The 19,967-nt window shown below is 61.4% G+C and carries 20 protein-coding genes; 10 read left to right on the top strand and 10 right to left on the bottom strand.

What is annotated here, in order from left to right; genetic code table 11:
- Positions 1-13 precede the first annotated feature (13 nt).
- Both BPHYT_RS23535 and BPHYT_RS23530 read right to left on the bottom strand, forming a co-directional pair.
- The gene (locus tag BPHYT_RS23535) at positions 14-733 is read right to left on the bottom strand and encodes an ABC transporter substrate-binding protein (protein ID WP_041759559.1); all 720 of its coding nucleotides are present in this window, start codon (positions 731-733) and stop codon (positions 14-16) included.
- Positions 734-923: 190 nt separating this feature from the next.
- Positions 924-1,151, bottom strand: coding sequence for a hypothetical protein (locus BPHYT_RS23530; protein ID WP_012426621.1), 228 nt, complete (start codon positions 1,149-1,151; stop codon positions 924-926).
- A 110-nt stretch (positions 1,152-1,261) separates the two neighbouring features.
- On the opposite strand from BPHYT_RS23530, the gene BPHYT_RS36740 reads away from it, so the two are divergent.
- Positions 1,262-2,011, top strand: coding sequence for a hypothetical protein (locus BPHYT_RS36740; RefSeq protein WP_012426620.1), 750 nt, complete (start codon positions 1,262-1,264; stop codon positions 2,009-2,011).
- Between the two features lie 51 nt (positions 2,012-2,062).
- Here BPHYT_RS36740 and BPHYT_RS38750 read toward each other — a convergent pair whose 3' ends face one another.
- Positions 2,063-2,215, bottom strand: a complete 153-nt coding sequence (locus BPHYT_RS38750) for a hypothetical protein (protein WP_167315766.1) — start codon at positions 2,213-2,215, stop codon at positions 2,063-2,065.
- Here BPHYT_RS38750 and BPHYT_RS23520 point away from each other — a divergent pair.
- The 5 genes from BPHYT_RS23520 to BPHYT_RS23500 all read left to right on the top strand — a co-directional run bounded on the left by BPHYT_RS23520 (position 2,214) and on the right by BPHYT_RS23500 (position 8,879).
- A complete protein-coding gene (locus tag BPHYT_RS23520; protein WP_012426619.1) occupies positions 2,214-3,281 on the top strand; it encodes a catalase family protein in 1,068 nt (355 codons plus the stop codon). The genes BPHYT_RS38750 and BPHYT_RS23520 overlap by 2 nt on opposite strands.
- A 573-nt stretch (positions 3,282-3,854) precedes the next feature.
- Positions 3,855-5,027, top strand: coding sequence for a porin (locus BPHYT_RS23515; RefSeq protein ID WP_012426618.1), 1,173 nt, complete (start codon positions 3,855-3,857; stop codon positions 5,025-5,027).
- Between the two features lie 366 nt (positions 5,028-5,393).
- Complete coding sequence (locus BPHYT_RS23510) at positions 5,394-7,013, top strand: class I adenylate-forming enzyme family protein (protein ID WP_012426617.1); 1,620 nt, start codon at positions 5,394-5,396, stop codon at positions 7,011-7,013.
- Between the two features lie 89 nt (positions 7,014-7,102).
- A complete protein-coding gene (locus BPHYT_RS23505; RefSeq protein WP_012426616.1) occupies positions 7,103-7,534 on the top strand; it encodes a hypothetical protein in 432 nt (143 codons plus the stop codon).
- 166 nt (positions 7,535-7,700) lie between these two features.
- A complete protein-coding gene (locus BPHYT_RS23500; protein ID WP_012426615.1) occupies positions 7,701-8,879 on the top strand; it encodes an FUSC family protein in 1,179 nt (392 codons plus the stop codon).
- A 134-nt stretch (positions 8,880-9,013) separates the two neighbouring features.
- Here BPHYT_RS23500 and BPHYT_RS23495 read toward each other — a convergent pair whose 3' ends face one another.
- Complete coding sequence (locus tag BPHYT_RS23495) at positions 9,014-10,747, bottom strand: FAD-dependent oxidoreductase (RefSeq protein ID WP_012426614.1); 1,734 nt, start codon at positions 10,745-10,747, stop codon at positions 9,014-9,016.
- Positions 10,748-10,961: 214 nt separating this feature from the next.
- Positions 10,962-11,264: a DUF4148 domain-containing protein gene (locus tag BPHYT_RS23490; protein WP_012426613.1), complete on the bottom strand. Its 303-nt coding sequence runs from the start codon at positions 11,262-11,264 to the stop codon at positions 10,962-10,964.
- Between the two features lie 105 nt (positions 11,265-11,369).
- On the opposite strand from BPHYT_RS23490, the gene BPHYT_RS23485 reads away from it, so the two are divergent.
- Complete coding sequence (locus BPHYT_RS23485; protein ID WP_012426612.1) at positions 11,370-11,792, top strand: VOC family protein; 423 nt, start codon at positions 11,370-11,372, stop codon at positions 11,790-11,792.
- 27 nt (positions 11,793-11,819) lie between these two features.
- Here the strand turns inward: BPHYT_RS23485 and BPHYT_RS23480 are convergent, their stop codons facing one another.
- Positions 11,820-12,341 (bottom strand): GlcG/HbpS family heme-binding protein, encoded by a 522-nt coding sequence (locus tag BPHYT_RS23480; RefSeq protein WP_041759553.1) that lies wholly within the window; start codon positions 12,339-12,341, stop codon positions 11,820-11,822.
- A gap of 339 nt (positions 12,342-12,680) precedes the next feature.
- On the opposite strand from BPHYT_RS23480, the gene BPHYT_RS23475 reads away from it, so the two are divergent.
- On the top strand, positions 12,681-13,688 hold the full coding sequence (locus BPHYT_RS23475; RefSeq protein WP_012426610.1) for a TIGR03571 family LLM class oxidoreductase: 1,008 nt from the start codon (positions 12,681-12,683) through the stop codon (positions 13,686-13,688).
- 72 nt (positions 13,689-13,760) lie between these two features.
- On the opposite strand, the gene BPHYT_RS23470 is transcribed toward BPHYT_RS23475, so the two are convergent.
- Positions 13,761-14,315, bottom strand: a complete 555-nt coding sequence (locus BPHYT_RS23470) for a carbonic anhydrase (RefSeq protein ID WP_012426609.1) — start codon at positions 14,313-14,315, stop codon at positions 13,761-13,763.
- Positions 14,316-14,404: 89 nt separating this feature from the next.
- Entirely contained in the window at positions 14,405-15,391 is a 987-nt protein-coding gene (locus BPHYT_RS23465) for a nitrilase-related carbon-nitrogen hydrolase (RefSeq protein ID WP_012426608.1), read from the bottom strand.
- Between the two features lie 213 nt (positions 15,392-15,604).
- Between BPHYT_RS23465 and BPHYT_RS23460 the strand changes: the two genes are divergently transcribed.
- Both BPHYT_RS23460 and BPHYT_RS23455 read left to right on the top strand, forming a co-directional pair.
- Entirely contained in the window at positions 15,605-16,561 is a 957-nt protein-coding gene (locus BPHYT_RS23460; RefSeq protein WP_012426607.1) for a GlxA family transcriptional regulator, read from the top strand.
- Positions 16,562-16,607: 46 nt separating this feature from the next.
- Complete coding sequence (locus BPHYT_RS23455; protein WP_012426606.1) at positions 16,608-17,516, top strand: ATP adenylyltransferase family protein; 909 nt, start codon at positions 16,608-16,610, stop codon at positions 17,514-17,516.
- 131 nt (positions 17,517-17,647) lie between these two features.
- On the opposite strand, the gene BPHYT_RS23450 is transcribed toward BPHYT_RS23455, so the two are convergent.
- The gene (locus BPHYT_RS23450; protein ID WP_012426605.1) at positions 17,648-18,481 is read right to left on the bottom strand and encodes a GntR family transcriptional regulator; all 834 of its coding nucleotides are present in this window, start codon (positions 18,479-18,481) and stop codon (positions 17,648-17,650) included.
- 96 nt (positions 18,482-18,577) lie between these two features.
- Positions 18,578-19,870 carry an MFS transporter gene (locus BPHYT_RS23445; RefSeq protein ID WP_012426604.1) on the bottom strand — a complete coding sequence of 431 codons (1,293 nt, stop codon included), beginning with the start codon at positions 19,868-19,870 and terminating at the stop codon, positions 18,578-18,580.
- Positions 19,871-19,967 lie beyond the last annotated feature (97 nt).

The raw sequence follows: 19,967 nt of genomic DNA, 5'->3' as shown, positions 1-19,967 counted from the left end.
TTCGCTTGAGACGTTAGTCGCTCTCTTTCGCCACCACCGCGCCGGCGATCTGATGCCGCGCCAGCGACGCCGTGACGAAGCCGGACGCCTTCATGTCCTCGACGAATTTCGACAGGTACGCGGCGGCGTCATCGCCTTTTGCTTTGGGTACGCCCATTGCCTGACGGATCACCATGAAGCGCTGATCCAGTATTCGCAGCCCATTTTTGCCGGCCGCGTCTTTCTCGAGTTGCTGCTTGACGCCAGCGGCCACGTCCAGATGCTGGTCTAGAAAACCCTGTACGACCGCGGGCGAAGTCGGAATGCGGACCAGTGTCGCGTGGTGCAGCTCGCGTGTCAGAAACAGATCGTAGGCACTGCCTTTGCCGACCGCGACCGTCACGCCGGCTTGATCGACCTGCTCGTTCGTGGTGATCGGTGAACCGTCGCGCACGAGATAAAAGCCTTCAATCAGCACGTACGGCTTCGTGAAAGCGATTTCCTGTCCACGCTTTGGATCGACGGCGAAGAAACCGATGTCGGCCTTGCCCTGCTCGACATTCTCGACCGACGCGCCCGCCGAATTCACCGCGACGAGTTGCAGCGGCACGCCGAGCCGTTTGGCTAATTCGGTGGCGAGATCGACGGATACGCCGACGGGTTGGCCCGTCGCCGGATCGAGCGCGGCCAGCACGGGGTTGCCGAGATTGATCGACGCGCGCAGCGTGCCGCTCGGAGCGAACACGGCGGCCATCGATGGGCCACCGGCTTTTGACGTGGCGGCTTGCGCGGTGTTCGCGTCGTTGGGTTGTGCGAATGCCGGCAAGACCGCACTGGATACAAGGATCGATGTAAGTAGTCTAAGCATGCTGCGGTGTCGCTCCGTACTTTAAAAGTTTGTCGTTATAGGGCATTCAGGCACTCCCGGAGCATCCCCTGTCTCGTCAGGATAGCGAAGCAAGCATATTCGACAGCCGCCGGATGTGAGCCTTGAACGCGTCGCTCGCCTCGCGGTCGGTGGAGGGATTCAGCTGCGAGGTCTCGGCGAGTTGCGCCTGCTCGTGGAAATCGTTGGCGACCGCGCGTCGCACGTCCGGTGGCAACGAGCGCACGATGGAAACCAGCAATGCCTCTTCGGCGTGGATCATGCCCAGAATCGAATGCGTATCCATGGCAACAACTCCGTTGATGGCGAGAAAAGTTCAATCTAGCATGCTGTGAGCCGAATATTCCGGTTACTTCCGCATACCTCTCGTTACAAACCGGGGCCGGCCGGTTGGTTATGATGTTCGATCGCATCGCACTGAGCACCCGTTGGCTAATTATGAGGAATATCGGAAAAGCATTGGTAGTCGGTCTGGTGCTGACAGAAGTCGCATTCGCCGTCTACCTACTGTCCCCCAAAAGTGATCCCTCGACGCGCGATCCTGGCGCCGTTGCGGACGGCTCTGCAGCGCTGGCTTCGGACAAGGTTCAGTCCGGCACGCTGCAGGTGAATGCCGGCAACGCAAACGGCGCGCCGTCTCCGGGTGCAAACGCGGATGACACCGCGCGCGTCGCCGCGCAAATCCCCGCTCAATCCGCGCAGGGACATATCACGTCGGCACCTGCCCCCGCACCAGCACGTGCAGCAACGCCCGAACCGTCAACGCAGCGCGCCGCGCAATTGCCGCAGCAACCGGCGCAGCCAGCACAACCGCGCCCGCAAACCGTGCAAACGCCCGCAGTAGCCACCGTCCTCGCCGGCAACGATTCAAAAACAGCCACCGTTGTGCAACCCGCCCGCGGCCGTGACAGTCTGCACCGCCGAGATTCGAGTTCGGTCTCGTCCCCGGCAACGGACGAACTCGTCAGGGAATCCGCCAAACTCGATCCGGCGCTGCCGCCACCCGATCCCCAGGCTTTCGTGCACGATGATCAGCCGCATCGCGGCTCGAACGCGGTCGGCGCCGCGATGACGGAACAACTCGTCAGAGAGTCCGCCAAGCTCGATCCGGCATTGCCGCCGCCGAATCCGTCGGGCGTACACTAAAAGGGTGAACCGCCGCGCGTGCGCTCGCGTCGATCGACGCGAGCGCCGCGATCACGCGCCAACTGCTCGAGCGATGATGCGTTCGATTGCGTCGTAGTCTACGATGTAGTGCACATCCATGCGTCCCACCAGCAGCACGACCGCTATCCCGACGAAGACGTAGACGCATTCCCATCGCAGCGCCCCTTGATAGAGGACGAGCATGGCCAACGACTCCCCCGACATGGCAGAACGCGGCACCGGCTGGATCGACCAACCGGACAATGCTCAGGCGATCGCACTGCTCGTCGAAAAAATCAAGGCGCAGCAGGTGACGATTGCCGGGAGCAACGCGACTCATCTTGACGGACGCATCGACCGCGGCCAGCACCAGAAGCAAACGCTCGGCGCCTTCGGCACGCTGAGGATCTTCGAAACGATACCCACTGCGCTCAAGCATGGCCCTTTCGCGAAACAGGATGAGTTGGAGCGCTCGCTTTACTATCGGGTCGCCTGCCGTTTTTCGAACGGCCAGCCCTGTCCTTTCTCCGACCATGCCGCCGACGTTCGCGGCGTCGCCATCAAGTTCTTCACCGCCCAAGGCGTTGAAACCGACCTGCTCATGACCAACGAGGGCGGCCGCTCGCACGCGCGAAACGCGGTGCAGTTCATGGATTTCGCCGATATCCTCGTCGCGCAGATCGCCAAGGGCGCGTTTGGCGCACTGGAGCAGGCGTCGATCGAACTGTTGAGCGGCAAACTCGGGCCCGTGGAGGCAGCCCGCATCGTCGCGATCCTGGCGAGAGAGACGGCACTCCACCCCGTCGAAAGTCTCACGACCGAACGCTTCTGGGGCTCGGTCGTGAAGCTCGGACCCGCGGCTATCAAGTACTCGCTGCAACCCGAAGACGCGACGCCGCCTGGGACCGATGGCGAGCGTCACAGCGACGACTACCTGCGCGAAGACCTGTTGAACCGGCTGAAAAAAGCGCCGCTCAAGTGGCAACTTTGCGCGCAGTTTTTCGTGGATGAAGAAAGCACGCCGGTCAACGATGCATCGGTGGTATGGGCGGGCACGCCGATCGCGATCGGCGTAGTGGAAATCGCGTCGCCGCCATCCGCCGCCGACGAAGCGCACATCAACCAGATGGCATTCAACCCGGCCCACGGCTTCGAACCGCTCGGCATCACGCACGCCCGCAAGGACGTCTACGCGGCCAGCGCCGCGAATCGCAAGGACCGCGGCGTCTTGTCGAGCGAGGAAGCGCGCCGGTGCATTGGGCCGGTGTGAAACCGCATGCAGCGACGTAGACCATCGCGTAGCTTCGCTACGGGACCACACGCCCCTGCCTTATCAAAAGCTCGTACGCAACCAATGCGCGCCAGCGTCTGCGACCGGTTGCTCGCTGCGGCGAACGCGCGAAACGCGTCGCCGTTGCGCCCGCGGCCGCCAACGCATGGGTTATGCCAGGCCGGATTCGCTTACGCTCTCAGCGATCCTAACCATTTGAAAATAAACTGGCTTTGATCTTTACGACGAAAGTGTTTGGTGAAATCGACGAGCGGCGATGTCTGACTGTATCGAACACTTTTTCGTGTCTTTGTATGCCGCAATCCAACAAGACAGAATCCCTCGTCGAGCAGCGTGCACAGTCCGCCATTGCTATGAAACAGCCGCAGAATTTCTATCAGATATTTTTTGTGCACGGGCACACGCTTTCGATTTGATCCTGGCCCGAAATACATGCATGAAAAAGTGTCAGAATTTCGCGACAGACTTTCGTTTTTTTGCTTCGGTATCCCAATGAGTGGAGTTACGCTCAGTTTCGCAACGGCACACAAATCGTCTGCGTGGGAGAAATCGATGAAACGAATCGCTCTATCTACCGTCTCGCTTGCACTGCTCAGCGCAACCGGCGCAGTACATGCACAAAGCAGCGTTACCCTTTACGGCGTCATCGATGAAGCGTTCCAGTTCGTGCACAACGCCAATCCCGACGGCAAGAACCTGTACCAACTGGCCGGCGGCAACCTGCAGGGCAACCGCTGGGGCTTGAAAGGCACGGAAGATCTCGGTGGCGGCCTGAAGGCGATCTTCCAGTTGGAAAACGGCTTTGACATCAACAACGGCCAACTGAATCAGGGCGGCCGCATGTTCGGCCGTCAGGCGTACATCGGCCTGGCGCATGAAGCTTACGGTACCGTGACGCTTGGCCGTCAATATGACCCGCTCGTCGACCTGGTTCAGCCGCTAACGGCTGACAACTATTTCGGCAGCACATTCACGACTCCGGGCGACGTCGACAATAACGACAACAGTTCGCGCACGAATAGCGCGGTCAAGTACACCTCGCCGACGTGGTCGGGCTTCCAGTTCGAAGGCATGTACGCGTTCGGCGGCGTGGCGGGCCAGACGGGTTCGCAGCAAACGTGGTCCGGTGCGGCAACTTACGCGACGGGTCCGTTCAGCGTGGCAGCAGGCTACATCCGCATGAACAACGCCAACTCGAGCGTCATACGGCCGAACAACTCCTTCACGAGCACGTCTGACGGCACGATCGATTCGATCGTCAACGGCGCATACGCAACGGCGAAGTCGATCGGCATCGCTTCGGTTGCCGTGCAGTTCGTCACCGGCCCGTTCACGGCGAGCGCGCGGTATAGCAATGCGCAATACAAACCGGACGGCGCGTCGACGTTCGCCTCCACCGAGCGCTACAACGTAGCCGGCGGCTATTTAGGCTACCAGGTGACACCGGCCGCATTGCTAGGTCTCGGCTATACCTATACGCACGGCTCGGGCGACACGTCCGCATCGTATAACCAGGTTTCGCTGGGCGGAGACTACAACCTGTCGAAGCGCACGGACCTCTACCTGGTCGGTGCCTGGCAGCGCGCGAGCGGCACGCAGCGCAATCCGCGCAGTTCGCCGCCGCAGCAGTTGCAACCCGCGGTGGCGTCGGTGGCTGACTACGGCTTCACGGGAGATTCGCGCACGCAGGAAATCGTCAGCCTCGGTATTCGTCATAAGTTCTAGCGTGACGAGCGCCAGCGGCACGGCGCCGAACAGGTAGCTCGATGGAATGAAGCGCGCATCCGTGAAGCGCGCCACCAGCGAGATATAGAACGGCGCCAATCCGCCAAACAGCATGACCGGGGTGTTATACAAAATCGCCACGCCAGTGGAGCGGCGGAAACGCGCACGTCCGGCTTGGTATGAATTCGGGCGGCGCCCACTGGCCGCCGCGATCGTGAAGAATCAATTACTCGCGGTGCTGGCCAAACAACGCCCACCCACTCGCACCTACACCCGCTAATTCTCCGCTCATTCTGCAAACGCACAATCCGTCACAGCACAGCCTGATTCGCATATCGAATCACGCATCACTGGAACGGAGCCATCATGCAAAACGACGGAAATTCAGCGTTTCGGCCCTATGTCGACGCCTTGCTCGATCAACTGGAAACACAATCCGATCGGGCGGTCCTGCGCTATTTCGACCATGACGTAACCGGCAGGACCCTGCGAACGGCAATATTTCGCTATGCGCGGGCGCTTGCGGTGCTCGGCATCGGCAGGGGCTCTCTGGTCGCGCTGCTCGCCCCCAATTGTCCGGACGCGCTTGCGATTCGCTACGCGGCAAACCTGCTCGGTTCGGCTGCGATGTTCGTGCCTTCATCGACGAATGCCGAACGGCGCGCAGCGTTGCTGGCCCGCGTTCAACCGACGCTTCTCGTCGCCTTCCCGGAAACACTTCACCATATCCCTGTTGCAGTCGAGAGCCACGTGCTCTTCGTCGGCGTCGGTCCCGTATCTTCACGCCTGGACAAGCTCGCGCAAACACAGTCGGATCTGCCGTTGCGCGGACAACTGAGCGCCGACGATCTCGCGGTCGTCGTCTCGTCGGGCGGCACGACGGGTGTGCCGAAATGCAGCCGACGCTCCTTTGCAGCTTATTCGGCGATGGTCTGCGCAGCGGACGATAAAGACCGGCGTCAGCTTATCAACGGCCCGCTCGCCTACCTGTCGCAAGTGCTCGTCGACACCACGCTCATCGGCGGCGGTACGGTCGTGCTGAAGCGCCGATACGATCCCGCGGAGACGCTCGCGACGATCGAATCGGAACGTATCACCGACGTGCTTCTCGTCGAGCCTCAACTGTTCGAGACAATGGACCACCCGGACGTGGGCCGGCGCAACCTGTCGTCGCTGCGCTCCATTACGCACATCGGCGGGTCAGCGCCCGCGGTCCTGCGGCAACGCGCGATCGCGCGTCTGGGTCCCGTGCTCACCCATCTTTACGGTGCGAGCGAAACCGGTGTCGTCAGCATTCTGCCGCCATCCATGTATGAGGCAAATCCGGATTTGTTGGCCTGCGCGGGCCCTGTTCGACCCGGCGTCGAGGTACGCTTGCGCCGCGCCGACGGAACGCTGGCGCTTGCGGGACAGTGCGGAAACATCGAAGTGAAGTCGGCCGCTATGGCGGATGGTTACTACCATCAGCCGGTGGAAGAGGCCCACGAGTTTCAGCATGGCTGGTGTCTGACCGGCGACGTCGGTTTCATCGACGAAGCAGCCAATCTGCACGTTCTCGGCCGCGCAGCCGACGTCGCGGAAATCGATGGCCTGACAATTGGCCCAACCCTGATCGAAGACGTCTTGTGCCGCTTACCGGACGTTCGCTACGCAGTAGCGCTGGCCGCAAACGAGACTGCCGTCGAACACGGATGGAACGCGCTGATCGAACCATGGCTCGCCGGGCAGGTGGACGTCGCGCGGTGCATGCGCAGACTGGAAATCGCATTCGGCCGTTCGGTCGCTAGACGGATTCGTATCGCCGTGGCCGATCGCGTGCCGCTGACTGAACAGGGAAAAGCAGACCGAGGCGCAATCGAAGCGGTCCTGCAAGGCGACTCGCAGTTGAACCGTGCCTCGCGCCAACTGGCCGGCAATGCCCCACCGAATGCCAACCCGCCACATGACACACCCATCATTGGTTTTCCTCAGCAAGTAAGTGCGTGAGGTTAAACGAGTTGCCACGGCGATTCGCCCGGATCATCTCAGGGTTCATTTCGCCGCCCCGTTCTTGCCGAAATGGAAAGGAGTAGCAAATGCGTCACTATCAATGCAACAGTCCCGAGGCAGCAGGCCGCATCCTGGCGGCTTGCCTGCTAGTCGATGGACATCTCAGCCTCACCGAACTCGACGCGCTCGATCGCTGCGGTATGGAAAGACGCCTGTTGTTGAATCGATACCGATTGCTCTCGATCGTGCAAACGCTGTACGAAGACCTGACGCGCTCGGGCTATCTGAACTGGAGCGACATGTGTCAGGTCGATCCCACGACGCTTGCCTGGCTCGCGGCTGACGTGCAGGACCGGCAACTGCGTCGCGACATTCTGGATCTGTGCAGCGAAGCCGTCATGGCGGACCGTGGCCACTGCGATCGTGAAGCCGAGTTCCTGAGACTGCTGCGCGACGCGTGGCAACTCCCGGCCCGTCCTGTCCGGCAGGTTGCGCTAGCGGGCACGCCCGCTTCGTAACGCGTGGCCTCTCGCGCCACCAGCCATATAATCTGCAGCACGGCTGCGAGGATGACTCGACATATGTGTCATAGCGCGCGCGATAAAAGGAGACCCGCTCGATATGGATCCTTCTGTGTTTTCCGCCAGCGTGCCTGGGCGCCGCGTTTCGAGTGCGGCGGCGTAGATGACGCTTGCCGGCACGCTTGCTCAACTCTGCCGCACGGCCGTCTTCGGGCTCGGGCGCGAACTGGCGGCCTGGAAGGCTTCCCGAGCGCGCGCGACATTCGCGGCTCAGGCAATGCTCTCAGTCGCGCTCTCTGTCGCGCTGGCGAACTCGCTGGGTCTATCGGACACCTGGTGGGCCGCAATCAGCGGCTTCGCGGTCATGCAAACAAGTTTTGCCGGCTCCGTGCAGCGTGCCGCACACCGCATCATCGGCACGGTGACAGGCGCCGCGCTGGGAGCCATCGCCGGCCCCTGGATCGGTGACCGACCATGGGTGTTCGTGCCCGCGCTGGGGGCGATCGGCGCTGTCGCGGTGTATCGGGCCAACGGGTCCAAAGCGACCTACGCGTGGGTTCTGGGCGGCGTCACGGCCCTGATGGTGACGTACGAAGCACACAAGTTCGCATCCTTCCGGGCGACCGCTCTATTCGCTACGTTGCGCGTCGCCGAAGTCGCGGTTGGAACATTTGCTTGCCTGCTGGTGGCGAGCGTGTTTCATTTCGGGCCGAAGTGGTATCGAAGGAACAGAACGCCAACGGACGCCACAGCCGCTCGCGTGGCGGGTGAGTCTGCGGGTCTGCCTGGCGCTGCGGAATCGACGCCGCCACTGGAATCGGCGCGCTCGACCCGCATGCTGTTGTGCTTGCAGGCCGCGCTGTCCATCACAACCCTTGCATCCCTGACTTATGTTCTGCATCTGCCGGGTTTCGCGCAAGCAATGGTCACGGCAATCGCGGTGCTGGTGGTACCGCCGGGTCTGACAGCGGACAGAACGCGGCAGCCGGTCATGGAAAAGATGGTGCAGCGCGTGGCCGGCTGCCTGCTGGCCGGTACGATCGGTGTGGCGCTGCTTCCTCTGATGCAAGGGCAGGCAATCCTGTGCATGCTCGCGCTTTCCATCGGCGTGTGGGCAGGATGTCACGTGCAAACAGGACGGCAAGGCGCCAGCTACGTGGGCCGCCAATTCACCATCGCGTTCATCATGGTGTTTGTCCAGGACCACCATTGGTCGTCCGATCCCATGCCTGCGCTCATGCGGCTATCCGGCATTCTCACCGGGATTGTCGTGTTGGCAGCGGTGATGTTCGTGACCAGCCGGTTGTATATGCCGCCCATGCCTCAGGATGCGAGTCGTTAAGACAGGTAGGCACTTCGTGCTGCCACTGCGGTTCTTTTCGACTGCGGTCATTTACCTGGTGGTGAATCAGCAAGTCATAAGCGATGCTGCAATAGATGGTCGTGCCGCGAATAAAGACCGCGCCGGGAATCAAGTCACCGCACGCCCGCCAGGAAACCATGAATCTGCCCCACCACGGCCGCGCCCTCACCCACCGCCGACGCGACGCGCTTGGTCGATCCTGAACGCACGTCGCCGATCGCAAAGATACCCTCGACGCTCGTCTGCAGCGGCATCGCATGGACGCCCGCTTCCCCAAACTCAGCGCCCGTCAGGACGAAACCTTTGCTGTCGAGCGACACACTGCATGTCCTGAGCCATTCCGTATTCGGATCCGCACCGATGAATACGAACAGATGATGTGCCGTCATGCTTCCTTCAATGCCGCCGGCACCGCGGTAGTGCACGCGCTCGAGGCGTGCCGCCCCTTCGAGCGCGGTTAGTTCGATATGCGTATGAAGCGTCACATTCGGCAGCGATGCGACACGCTCGGCCAGATAATGCGACATGCTGCGCGCGAGGCTCGCGCCGCGAATGAACATATGCACATGCTCGGCGTGTGAAGCGAGAAACACTGCCGCCTGCCCCGCGGAATTGCCGCCGCCTAGCAGCAACACCGGCTCTTTGCGGCACAGTCTCGCCTCGATCGGCGTAGCCCAATAATAGACGCCACAGCGCTCGAAGCGTGGCAGGTCCGCGACGACAGGCCGCCGATACTCCGCGCCGCTGGCGATAACCACAGTGCGCGTCGTAATGCGGCGGCCATCGGCAAGCTCCAGGACCGGCGGCTGCTTATGGCAATACAACGCCTTGACCTCGCACGGAATGCCGATATGCGCGCCGAACTTCTGCGCCTGGACAAACGCGCGGCCCGCCAGCGCCTGCCCGGTGATGCCGGTGGGAAAGCCCAGATAGTTTTCGATGCGCGCGCTCGTACCGGCCTGGCCGCCGGGTGCGCGGCAGTCGAGCGCCGCCACCGACAGTCCCTCGGATGCCGCGTAGACAGCTGCGGCAAGTCCTGCGGGACCCGCGCCGACGATCGCCACATCGTAGACGTGCGCCGGATCGAACTCGGGAATCAGTCCGAGGCACGATGCGAGCTGCCCCTCGTCGGGATTTCTCAGCACAGTACCGTTCGGACAAACGACAAGCGGGAAGTCATTGGGCTGCGGCGTCAGGCGTTCAAGCAGTGCAATGGCTTCAGGGTCTCGCTGCGCATCGAGCGTCATATTCGGAAAAGCATTACGGCGCAGGAAATTCTGCAAAGCGAGCAGTTGTGGGTGATTGGACGAGCCCACGAGAATGACCCCCTGGCCGCGCTCGATCACGAGGACGCGCCGCAGAATCAGTGCGCGCATGATCTTTTCGCCGAGATCCGCTTCACTGATCATCATGGCGCTGAGCTCGTCGGGCCGCACCAATACCGCTTCGACATCTTCGACGACATGCGCGTCGACGACTGCGGGCTTGCTCGAGAGCTGGGTGACATCCGAGGTGAACTCGCCGCGCTGCGTATAGGTGTGAATGATCCGTTCATGGCCGAGGCCATCGCGGCCAACTATTCGAACTTTGCCCGACAGCAGAACGAACATGCCGGGGCAAAGACTTCCCGCGCGATAGAGCAATTCGCCTTTGACGTAGCGGGACAAGCTGCCGAAGCGGCGTATCCGGTCGACTTCAGCATCCGTGAGGACCGGAAACATCTGCTGGTAACGCGGATGATCGCGTACCGCCGGGTCATCGGCGAGCGCGCCTTCGTCGATATGGCTTTCATCCGCGGGCGGCAGAGGAGCGGACGTATCGCCTTGCGGCCGTGACTCGTTGCTCATCGTGGCTCCTCCTTCAACGCGTAACTTGCGGTGCCGTCGCGTGGACGGCGGTCTACGCGATTGCAATGAAAGAGTAATCGAGTTGTAGCCGCCGACCAAGATTTCTTCTATTCGTTCTTCGGTCCGCGCCGGACTTTAGCGATGCGCGCCCGGCGCATACCAGGACGGCGGGCCACTACGCCCGCGCGATGGTTAAAGAAAAACTATTGAACGCTCAGCGGCTATACATTGCATTCCAGTCCGCGGCGGACACGCCGCCACCTGACTGTGACGTGCTCGATGCGCCGCCGTAGTTGCTCGTCGATGCATCGCGCGCCGCCAGCTTCGCTTCGGCGGCCTGGATTGCATCAGGATAGTGCGTCGGATCGCCGTCACCGACGTGATAACCCACGCTCTCCAGTTGCACGAGTTCTGCGCGGACTTGCGCGCGTGTTGTGTGTTCGGTCGACTGAGCGAACGACGTAATTGGAATCACGAGCGCGCTGGCAATAAGGACTCCACGGATAATCGATTTCATGGCAAAAACCTCGATAAATAAGGGACCTGCGTGCAACAAACTCACTTGTCTGCATCCACATTGCTTTTCTGCGGTAGCATCTTCACCACAACCCGGAGGCTCGAAATGACTGCTAAACCGCTGACACTTGGCATCGATCACATCGGCTTGACCGTTCGCGACCTGAATCTCACTCGCGACTTTTTCATCAATTGTTTGGGATGGACGCAAGTTGGCGAGAAGCCGGACTATCCGGCTGCGTTCGTATCCGACGGACAGGTACTGCTGACGCTGTGGGAAGTCCAGAATCAGGCGGGCCGCGTGGAATTCGACCGCAAAACGAACGTGGGCCTGCACCACCTCGCGCTGCGCGTCGGCAGTGAAGCCGCCCTCGACGACGTGTTCTCGAAAGTATCCAAATGGCCAGGCGTGGAGGTTCAATTTGCACCGGAGACCTTGGGTGCCGGCCCGAAACGGCACACGATGATTTTTGAACCGGGCGGCATCCGGCTCGAGTTCGACTTCGATCCGCGAGTCGCGGCTGCCTGAGCACTAAGTCCGCTACCGGAAGCAGACTTAGTGCGGCAGGCGGTCCGCGACTTTCGCTACGCCCGCCGCCGCGCACACTTCGTCCTTGTCGCCCCCGGGTGCGCCACCGATACCCAGCGCGCCCACCATCTCTCCATTCACTTTGAACGCTACCGCGCCCGGCAACGCCATGACGTTGTGCACGGTCGCGAGTTGCGGTGCGTATGGACTCGTCTTCATCAGTTCGAAAAATCCACTTGACCGGTCGAAGCCGAATTCCGGCCCCAGTGTCACAACGGTGAAGGCTTTACGCATGCTCGATTCGGCGGTGTGGACCGTGCTCCTGTCTCCGCGCAGTACCACCTGCGGCACGCCATCCATATCGAGCACCGTAGCGGTCACCCAGTAATGCTTCGTTTCGCACACGCGAATCGCTTCTTTCGCCGCGTCGAGCGCGACGTCGAGCGGCAAAGTGTAGTGGTAGCCGGACGGCTGCGGTTCTTGCGCCTGACTCGCCGGCGACATAAGCGACGCAATGCATAGCGACGCGGTCAGACTAAAACGTTTCATGATTACACCGTGCGGCGCCGTCATGGCGCCGTTGGAACAGATCGTTATAGGGCAGTAGTGCGCACATAAAGTCCCGGCGCGTGTCGACTGATAAGACCGGCTTGCGGTCCAAGCGAACTATAGGAGTCGTGGCGGCTATTTGGCACGGCCTGTCGTTGAACAACAGTTTTTCTCCGATGGAATAAATGCTTTCGAGAACGTATCGCTTGATTGGCGAGCGCCACGCGTTGCCGCTATCGGTGGGCTTTCTTGACTCCATGTATCAAGTGTTGTTTGTACGACTGCGTTCTTCACCGGCAAGAAAGTGCGTAATCTCGTGCCACGCTCTGAGGAAACGCCATGGATATGTCCGTCACGCTTGCCCCCGCCGAAACGACCGCGAGCACGATTCGACTCGAATCGCATCCGGGGTACAACCGCGTATTCAGGCCGCGCGAACTCACGGTGGGGCTGATTCTGCCGTTGGAAACGCACCCCGGCATGCCGTACCCCACAATGCGCGACCACATATCGATGGCGCAGCGCGCGGAGAGCCTGGGCGTCGCAGCATTATGGGCGCGCGACATTCCGTTCTTCGATCCCGCTTATGGCGACGCCGGGCAGATTTTCGAGCCGCTGATCTATATCGCGCAACTCGCTGCCGCAACGCGCAGCATCACACTCGGCACGACGGGCATTGTGCTGCCGATGCGCGAACCGCTGCTGTTGGCGAAACAGGTCAATTCGCTGGATCAGCTGACGGACGGACGCGTGGTGATCGGCATGTCGAGCGGCGACCGGCCGTCGGAATATCCCGTCTTCGGCATCGACTTCGAAACACGCGGCGAACGGTTCAGAGACGCTTTCGGTGTTTACCGGAATGTCAGCGAACGCGCATTCCCGCAGTTCGCCTCGGCGCGGTTTGGACAGTCGCCAGGTGGGCTGGATATGCTTCCCAAGCCGCCGTATGGGCGAACGCCCGCCATTGCCGTCGGCCGTTCTCAGCAGACCTTGCAGTGGATCGCTGAGAACATGGATGGTTATCTCGGGTTCGTTCCGGATCCATCCGGGTTGCGCAGCTTCGCAGAAGAATGGCGAAGCCTCACACAGTCCGCCGCCAATACGGCCGCATTCAAACCGCTGGCCTTTGGTGGATTCCTTTATTTGCATTCCAAGCCCGACCATCCATTTACACGGATTCGCGGCGGGTTCGCCATAGGCAGCCGGGCGTTGAGGGACTTCCTCGAGCAGGCGCGAGACGCCGGCGTCAATCACGTCGCGCTCAACCCCCGGGTCACGCCGCGCCCGTATGTCGAGATACTCGATGAACTCGGCTCGATCGTACTATCCGCTTTCCCTCCTCAATGAAGGCAGTAAGCCGACTGTGCGCACATAGTCACCGGCATGGCGGGGACACTATCGCGCAGCGCGCAAGCCACACTACTTGCCATCACCGGCGGCAGACTCCCGCAAAGGCGCCGGCGGCACGACGGTTTCGATCCGGCCGGTCTTGACGTCATAGACCAGACCCGACACGATCAATCCGTCGGGGAGTTCCCTGTTTGCTTTAAGCGCTGCGACATCGAGGGCCACCGCCTCGTAGGGCTCCGTAATAGCGAGCTTGTCGAGCTCGGCCGGCTCGACACCCAGATGCCTTGCGAGCAATCCAGGCGCGTGCTTATGGCAGCCGATGATCCCGCAATCCGTATGCTGCAGCAGGACGAGATTGCGCGCACCATCCGGCCGTCCCGCCGCTTTCGCGACGACGGCGAGGACCGCCAGCGTCTCGAGCAACGACCGGTTGACGCGTCCGCCGACGTTACGGATTACCGCCGCTTCACCTTGTTTCAACCCCAACACACTCGCGGGATCGACGCGGGGATCGACGCAGCCGACGACAATCGTACCCGTCAACGGCATCATCTTGAGATCAGGTGCGAATCCCGTATTGGCGAAGTCGGCATTGCGCTCCAGGATGACATCATTGAAGTCCATTTTTTTCTCCAGCGTATTGAGGGGCAAAATTGCCCCGTGAATTCCGTGGGTGAAATAACGATGACCGTATTGCCCGATACGACACGTCTTCACGCAAGTACTTCGAGATCCCTCACTGCCTCTTCGCCTGGCGCGCGCAGCGTTCGCTCCAGCACATGTGCTTTCGGCGTGCGGTCGATCACCAGCCCGAGGACGTCCGGTCGGCTGTAATGACCGCGCGAGTCCATCATCCGTTTGCGCTTGTCGATCTGCCAGAAATCCAGATCCGCAATGATCTCGCCCTCTCCTTCACGCAGCGGCTGGCCGCCCATGTACTCTCCATCGGGCGAAACAATCGCAGTGAAACAGCCGCTGGAGATCGGCCCAACCTGGCTGGTATTCGTATCGTGCAGAATCTGCTGTTGCTGTTCGGGGGTCAGCCACGCAGTCGCGTTGACAACGAAGGCTCCAGCCTCCAGCGCGTGCTGCCGGATATTGACGGAGATCTGCTCCGAGAACAGGTCGCCCGCGAACGAGCCCGGGTACATCGCCGAATGGATTTCCTCGCCGTCGGCCATCAACGCATAGCGCGCAAGCGGGTTGTAGTGCTCCCAGCAGGCCAGCTGACCGACCCGGCCCACGGCGGTATCGACCGCGCGCAAGCCTGAGCCGTCGCCCATTCCCCAGACCATTCGCTCGTGATAAGTCGGTGAGAGTTTGCGGCGGCGCTGCACCAGCGTGCCGTCGGCATCGAACAGGAGCTGGGTGTTGTAGATCGTGCCGCCGTCGCGTTCGTTCACCCCGATCGACACCACCATGCCGGCCTGGCGTGCCGCCTCGCCAATCGCACGGGTGGTCTCCGACGGCACGGTGACGGCCTGATCGAGCAGCTTGTAATGCTCGGCTCCCATCGCGAATGGCGATTCAATGAACGAGAAGTACGGGTAATAGGGCACGACAGTCTCGGGGAAGGTCGCGAACTGAACGCCCTGCTTGCCGAGCTCCAGAATTTTCCTGACGACCTTGTCGACCGTGCCTTCCCGACTGTAGAGGACGGGCGCGATCTGGACGGCTGCGGCACGGATGATTTTCGACATGACGGTGATCCTTTCGTTGACTGCGAGGCGGCTAAGAGAAGTGCTTGTACCTTAACGCCTCGCACCATTACGATGGATGTCGTTGTTGCCACCTTTCATGCCATCTGTGATTCGAGCGCGGCAACACGCTACGCGAGTTCATTGGCCCGACATCCGGGAATGCGGCTCGAACAGCACGTATTCACTTTTCTATCGCGGACGCCAGGAACAGATATGCATCGGATTGGCTTCATTGTGCCGCCAAGATTTCAGCTAATGAGCCTCGCGGCCCTGACGGTGTTCGAGATTGCGAACATGCCCCCAACAGGCCGGTGCTACGACGTCCATTTGCTGTCCGAACATGGCGGTCCCGTCGAATCATCGGGTGGCATGACATTGCAAACCGAAGCGTTCGGCAATCCGGGATTCGACACCCTTATCGTGGGCTCGATCACCGAGATGAAAATGCCGTCGTCAGGTGCGACGATGATTGCGTTCGTGAAAGAAGCAGCTAGAGTCTCGCGGCGGATAACCTCGATCTGCAGCGGCGCATTCGTGCTTGCCGAGGCCGGGCTTCTGGACGGCCGGCGCGCGACAATGCATTGGGCACATGCAGCGGAATTCAGGGCGCGCTTTCCGAACGTCGTAACGGAAGAAGATCGGATCTTCGTCAACGACGGTCCAATCTGGACATCAGCGGGAATGACGGCCGGTATCGACCTCGCGTTGGCGCTGCTCGATAACGACCTTGGTCCCGACACCGCGAAAATGGTCGCCAGGCTTCTCGTCATGAATCAGCGTCGGCTAGGCGGGCAGAAGCAGCATTCCGCACTGCTCGACATGACGCCGAAGTCCGATCGGATCGAAGCGGTGCTCGCGCATATCCGCCGAAATCTGCGCAATCCGCTCACCGTCGAGGAGCTTGCGGATGTGGCCAACCTCAGCCCTCGTCAGTTCAGCCGCGCCTTTGTGGCCGAGACCGGTCAGTCGCCGGCCAAGGCGGTGGAACAGCTTCGGCTGGAAGCAGCCCGATTCATGATCGAGCAAGGCCGGCACACCATTAATGTGGTGGCGCAGGAAACGGGCTTTGCGGACCGCGAACGCATGCGCCGCGCGTTCCTTCGAACGTTCGGCGTGCCCGCCGATTTCCTGCGCAGGAGCGCTCGGCGGGAAGCGGTCGCTGGCGGATGAAATGTGTCAGGCTGGCCTAATCACGAATCGAACTCCGCAACGAACCATGCAAAATCGACGCCTTCAACCTGGAACCCTGTGGCCCGCCATGCTGCGCCAGACAGAGCACGCGCTGCGCTGCGGCGCGCTGCAACGGATCCAGACCTCCCAGACGGTGCTCGAAAGCGACGGCATCCGCTTTGTCGTGCGGCAGGTCTCGAGCCTGATCCGCAAGGAGCAGCAGCGCCGGCAAACGCAACAGCGCCCATCGGCGAATCCATTCCTGCCCTACGAGCCGGATCTCTTCGTCGCGGATATCTCCGACACGCATCTGGCTTTGCTCAACAAGTTCAATGTCATCGACAATCATCTGCTGATCGTTACCCGTAACTTCCAATCGCAGAACGCGCTCCTCAACCTCGCGGACTTCGAATCGCTGATTGTCTGCATGGCTGAATTCGACGGCATCGGTTTTTACAATGCAGGCGCTGCCGCGGGCGCGAGTCAGGCGCACAAGCATCTGCAAATCGTGCCGTTGCCGCTGGGCGTTTCCGAAACGACGGTTCCCATCGAGCCCATTCTGGCAACCACGCTCCTCGATGGTCTGGCGCAAAACGTACCAGGCTTGCCATTCCGGCACGCGTTCGCGCGCCTTGAGCCCGGCGCCGCGATCTCCGTGGATGCGGCGCCCTCGCTCCTCTCCTGTTATCGCGCACTGCTCGAAGCCGTCGGCATCCAGCCAGTCGAGGTCGACGGTGAACTTCATCAATCGGCGCCGTACAACCTGCTCGTTACACGTCGATGGATGCTGCTCGTGCCGAGATCGGAAGAGCGTGTCGAGGGCGTGTCGATCAACGCATTGGGATTCGCCGGATCGCTCTTCGTGCGCGACGCGGCGCAGATGAAAGCGATCGAGCGGCTCGGGCCGATGGCCGCGTTGCAGCGGGTTGCGCTGCCCGTTAATGCTTTACGATAGATAGTGCGTGCACACCGGATCCGCACCTCGCGGAAGCGCGGTCGACAACAGCACTCAGAAACGCACGTATGTCCGCCGCGGCACTTTCCTTGAGCAACAGCTGCAACGAGCGAGCCCCTTCACGGATCGCGTCACGTCGACAAGGGCACGCGCTCCGGTTCGTCCGCATCGAACCACGCCGGATTGCGCGCCGCAATCGGACCAAGCGACATCAGAATTTCGCGTAGATGATTGCGCATCGCCTCCTCGGCGGCGCTCGCGTCGTGCGCGCGAAGGCCCGCCAGAATTTTCGCGTGCTGCTTGATCAGCAGATCGAGCGGCGATACGTCGGGCAAGCTCAGGTAGCGCACGCGATCCATCTGCGCCTTGATGTCCTGAATCGTTTCCCACGCCGCCGTGCAATCAATCGCCTGGGCAATCGCGTAATGAAACGCTTCGTCGAGCGCGAGGAAGGCGGCGGTGTCGTTTGCTTTCGCCGCGATCTTCTGATCGCGAAGATTGTCGGCCAGCGCCTGCAATTGCTCGTCCGAAATCGACACAGCGGCCTTCTTCACTACCGCCGTCTCGATCGCTTCGCGAATGAAGCGCCCTTCCCGCACCTGGCGCGGCGAAATGCGCTTCACGAAGGTGCCACGCTGCGGCAATACCTGAAGCACGCCCGCTTCGACCAACTTGATGAACGCCTCCCGCACCGGTTGTCGCGACACCTGAAACATGTCGGACACTTCTTTCTCGGAGAGCGGCGTGCCGGGCACCAGTTGACCGACAAAAATCGCCTGACGCAGCGCACGGAAAATCTGTTTGCCGATCGGTTCGTGTGAGTCGAACGAGACGCTGGCGGTCAGATCCGGCAGTTCGACGCGCGCGCCGGCCTGCACGCTCGCGCGACGTCTTGCGCGGGGCGCGACGAGCGTGACATCGGAGGAAAAAGAAGACGCGTTGGCGTGGAGTTTCTTGGTCGGCATCGGCTAAAGCAGCGAATGGCAGCGAATGACTGGCGAGGGAGGCGGCACGCACCATGAACACCCGCCTGGCTATTTACTAAAGTGTGCCGCACCATACTACCATGCACGCTCCATGTTCAGCGCACTCGCCCGCGGCTCGCGAATCCACACCAGCGAACATACCGCACCGAGCACGGCAATCACCCCGGCCAGCACGAACGCGCTAGCGTAATTGCCGTGCGTTGCTTCAACGATGAAGCCCGTCACGGCAGGCCCGATCACGCCGGCCAGATTCGCCAGCAAGTGCACGAAACCACCTACGCCGCCGACGTGTTCTCGCGGCACGGTGTCCTGAATCACAGCCCAGTACACCGCGCCCGTCACGTACAGGAAGAAGATCGACACCGACATCAGCGCGACCGCACCCTGAGTACTGGCGACGCGCCCCGCCAACGCGACACACACCGCCGCCGCGCCGAGGCAACTGCCGAGCACGAGCTTGCGCGATAGCAGCGGCTTGCCGGTCAGGCGCAAGATGAAGTCCGAGATGAAGCCACCCGCTGCGAGCCCGATACTGCCGAGCAGCCATGGAATCACCGTGGCGAAACTCATGTCGCGCAGGCTCAGGTGATGCGCCTCGGTCAGATAGGTCGGGAACCACGACAGGAAGAAGAACAGCACATAGTTGTATGAGAAGAAAGCGAACGCGGTCGCAAGAATGATCGGCTTGCGCAGGAAGTGCCGCAGACCAAGCCTTTCGCCGCTGGCCGAATGCGCGATCGCATGTTCATCCGCCTGACCGGCGCGGATGAGTTCGATTTCGTCAGGTGTGATGCGCGAATTCTGGTGCGGGTGTTCGGTCGTGGTCGCCGCCCACAAGACGAGCCACAGAAGTCCCAGCAGCATGATCGCGACAAAGGCCCAGCGCCAGCCGAACTGCACTGCCATGAAGCCGACCACCGGACCCGCCAGTGCGCCGCCGAGCGGCGTGCCCGAACTGATCACGCCAATCGCGCTCGCCACCTCTTTGCGTGGGAACCAGTTATTCACCATCTTGCTGTTCGACGAACTGAACGGACCTTCGCCCATGCCGAACAGCACGCGCAGCACGATCAACGAACCGATGCCGGTTGCCAACGCGGTCGCGCCGCAAAACACCGACCACACGCCCATCGCGGTGCCGAACACGCGTTTCGCGCCGACCTTGTCGGACAGTACGCCACCCACAAAATTGAACAGCGCATAGCCGATAAAAAAACTGCTGAACACGATGCCCATTTGCGCATGCGAAAAGTTCAGGTCTTTCTGGATCAACGGTGCGGCGATCGACAGCGCGGCTCGATCGAGGTAGTTGATGACGCCCGCCAGAAACAGTAGCGCGACGACAAACCAGCGTTGACTCTTGATCATCAGGTGTCTCCATCGGGATCGCCTCTTGGCGGGCGTTTGAATAGGTCCAGCTTGCCTGGCTTCGGAAGGCGCCGCGCACCGGCGCAACGCCCCTGCA

Source organism: Paraburkholderia phytofirmans PsJN (assembly GCF_000020125.1).
GTDB lineage: Bacteria > Pseudomonadota > Gammaproteobacteria > Burkholderiales > Burkholderiaceae > Paraburkholderia > Paraburkholderia phytofirmans.
The sequence above is the reverse complement of the archived record's forward strand: the minus strand, read 5'-3'. Positions and strand labels throughout refer to the sequence as shown.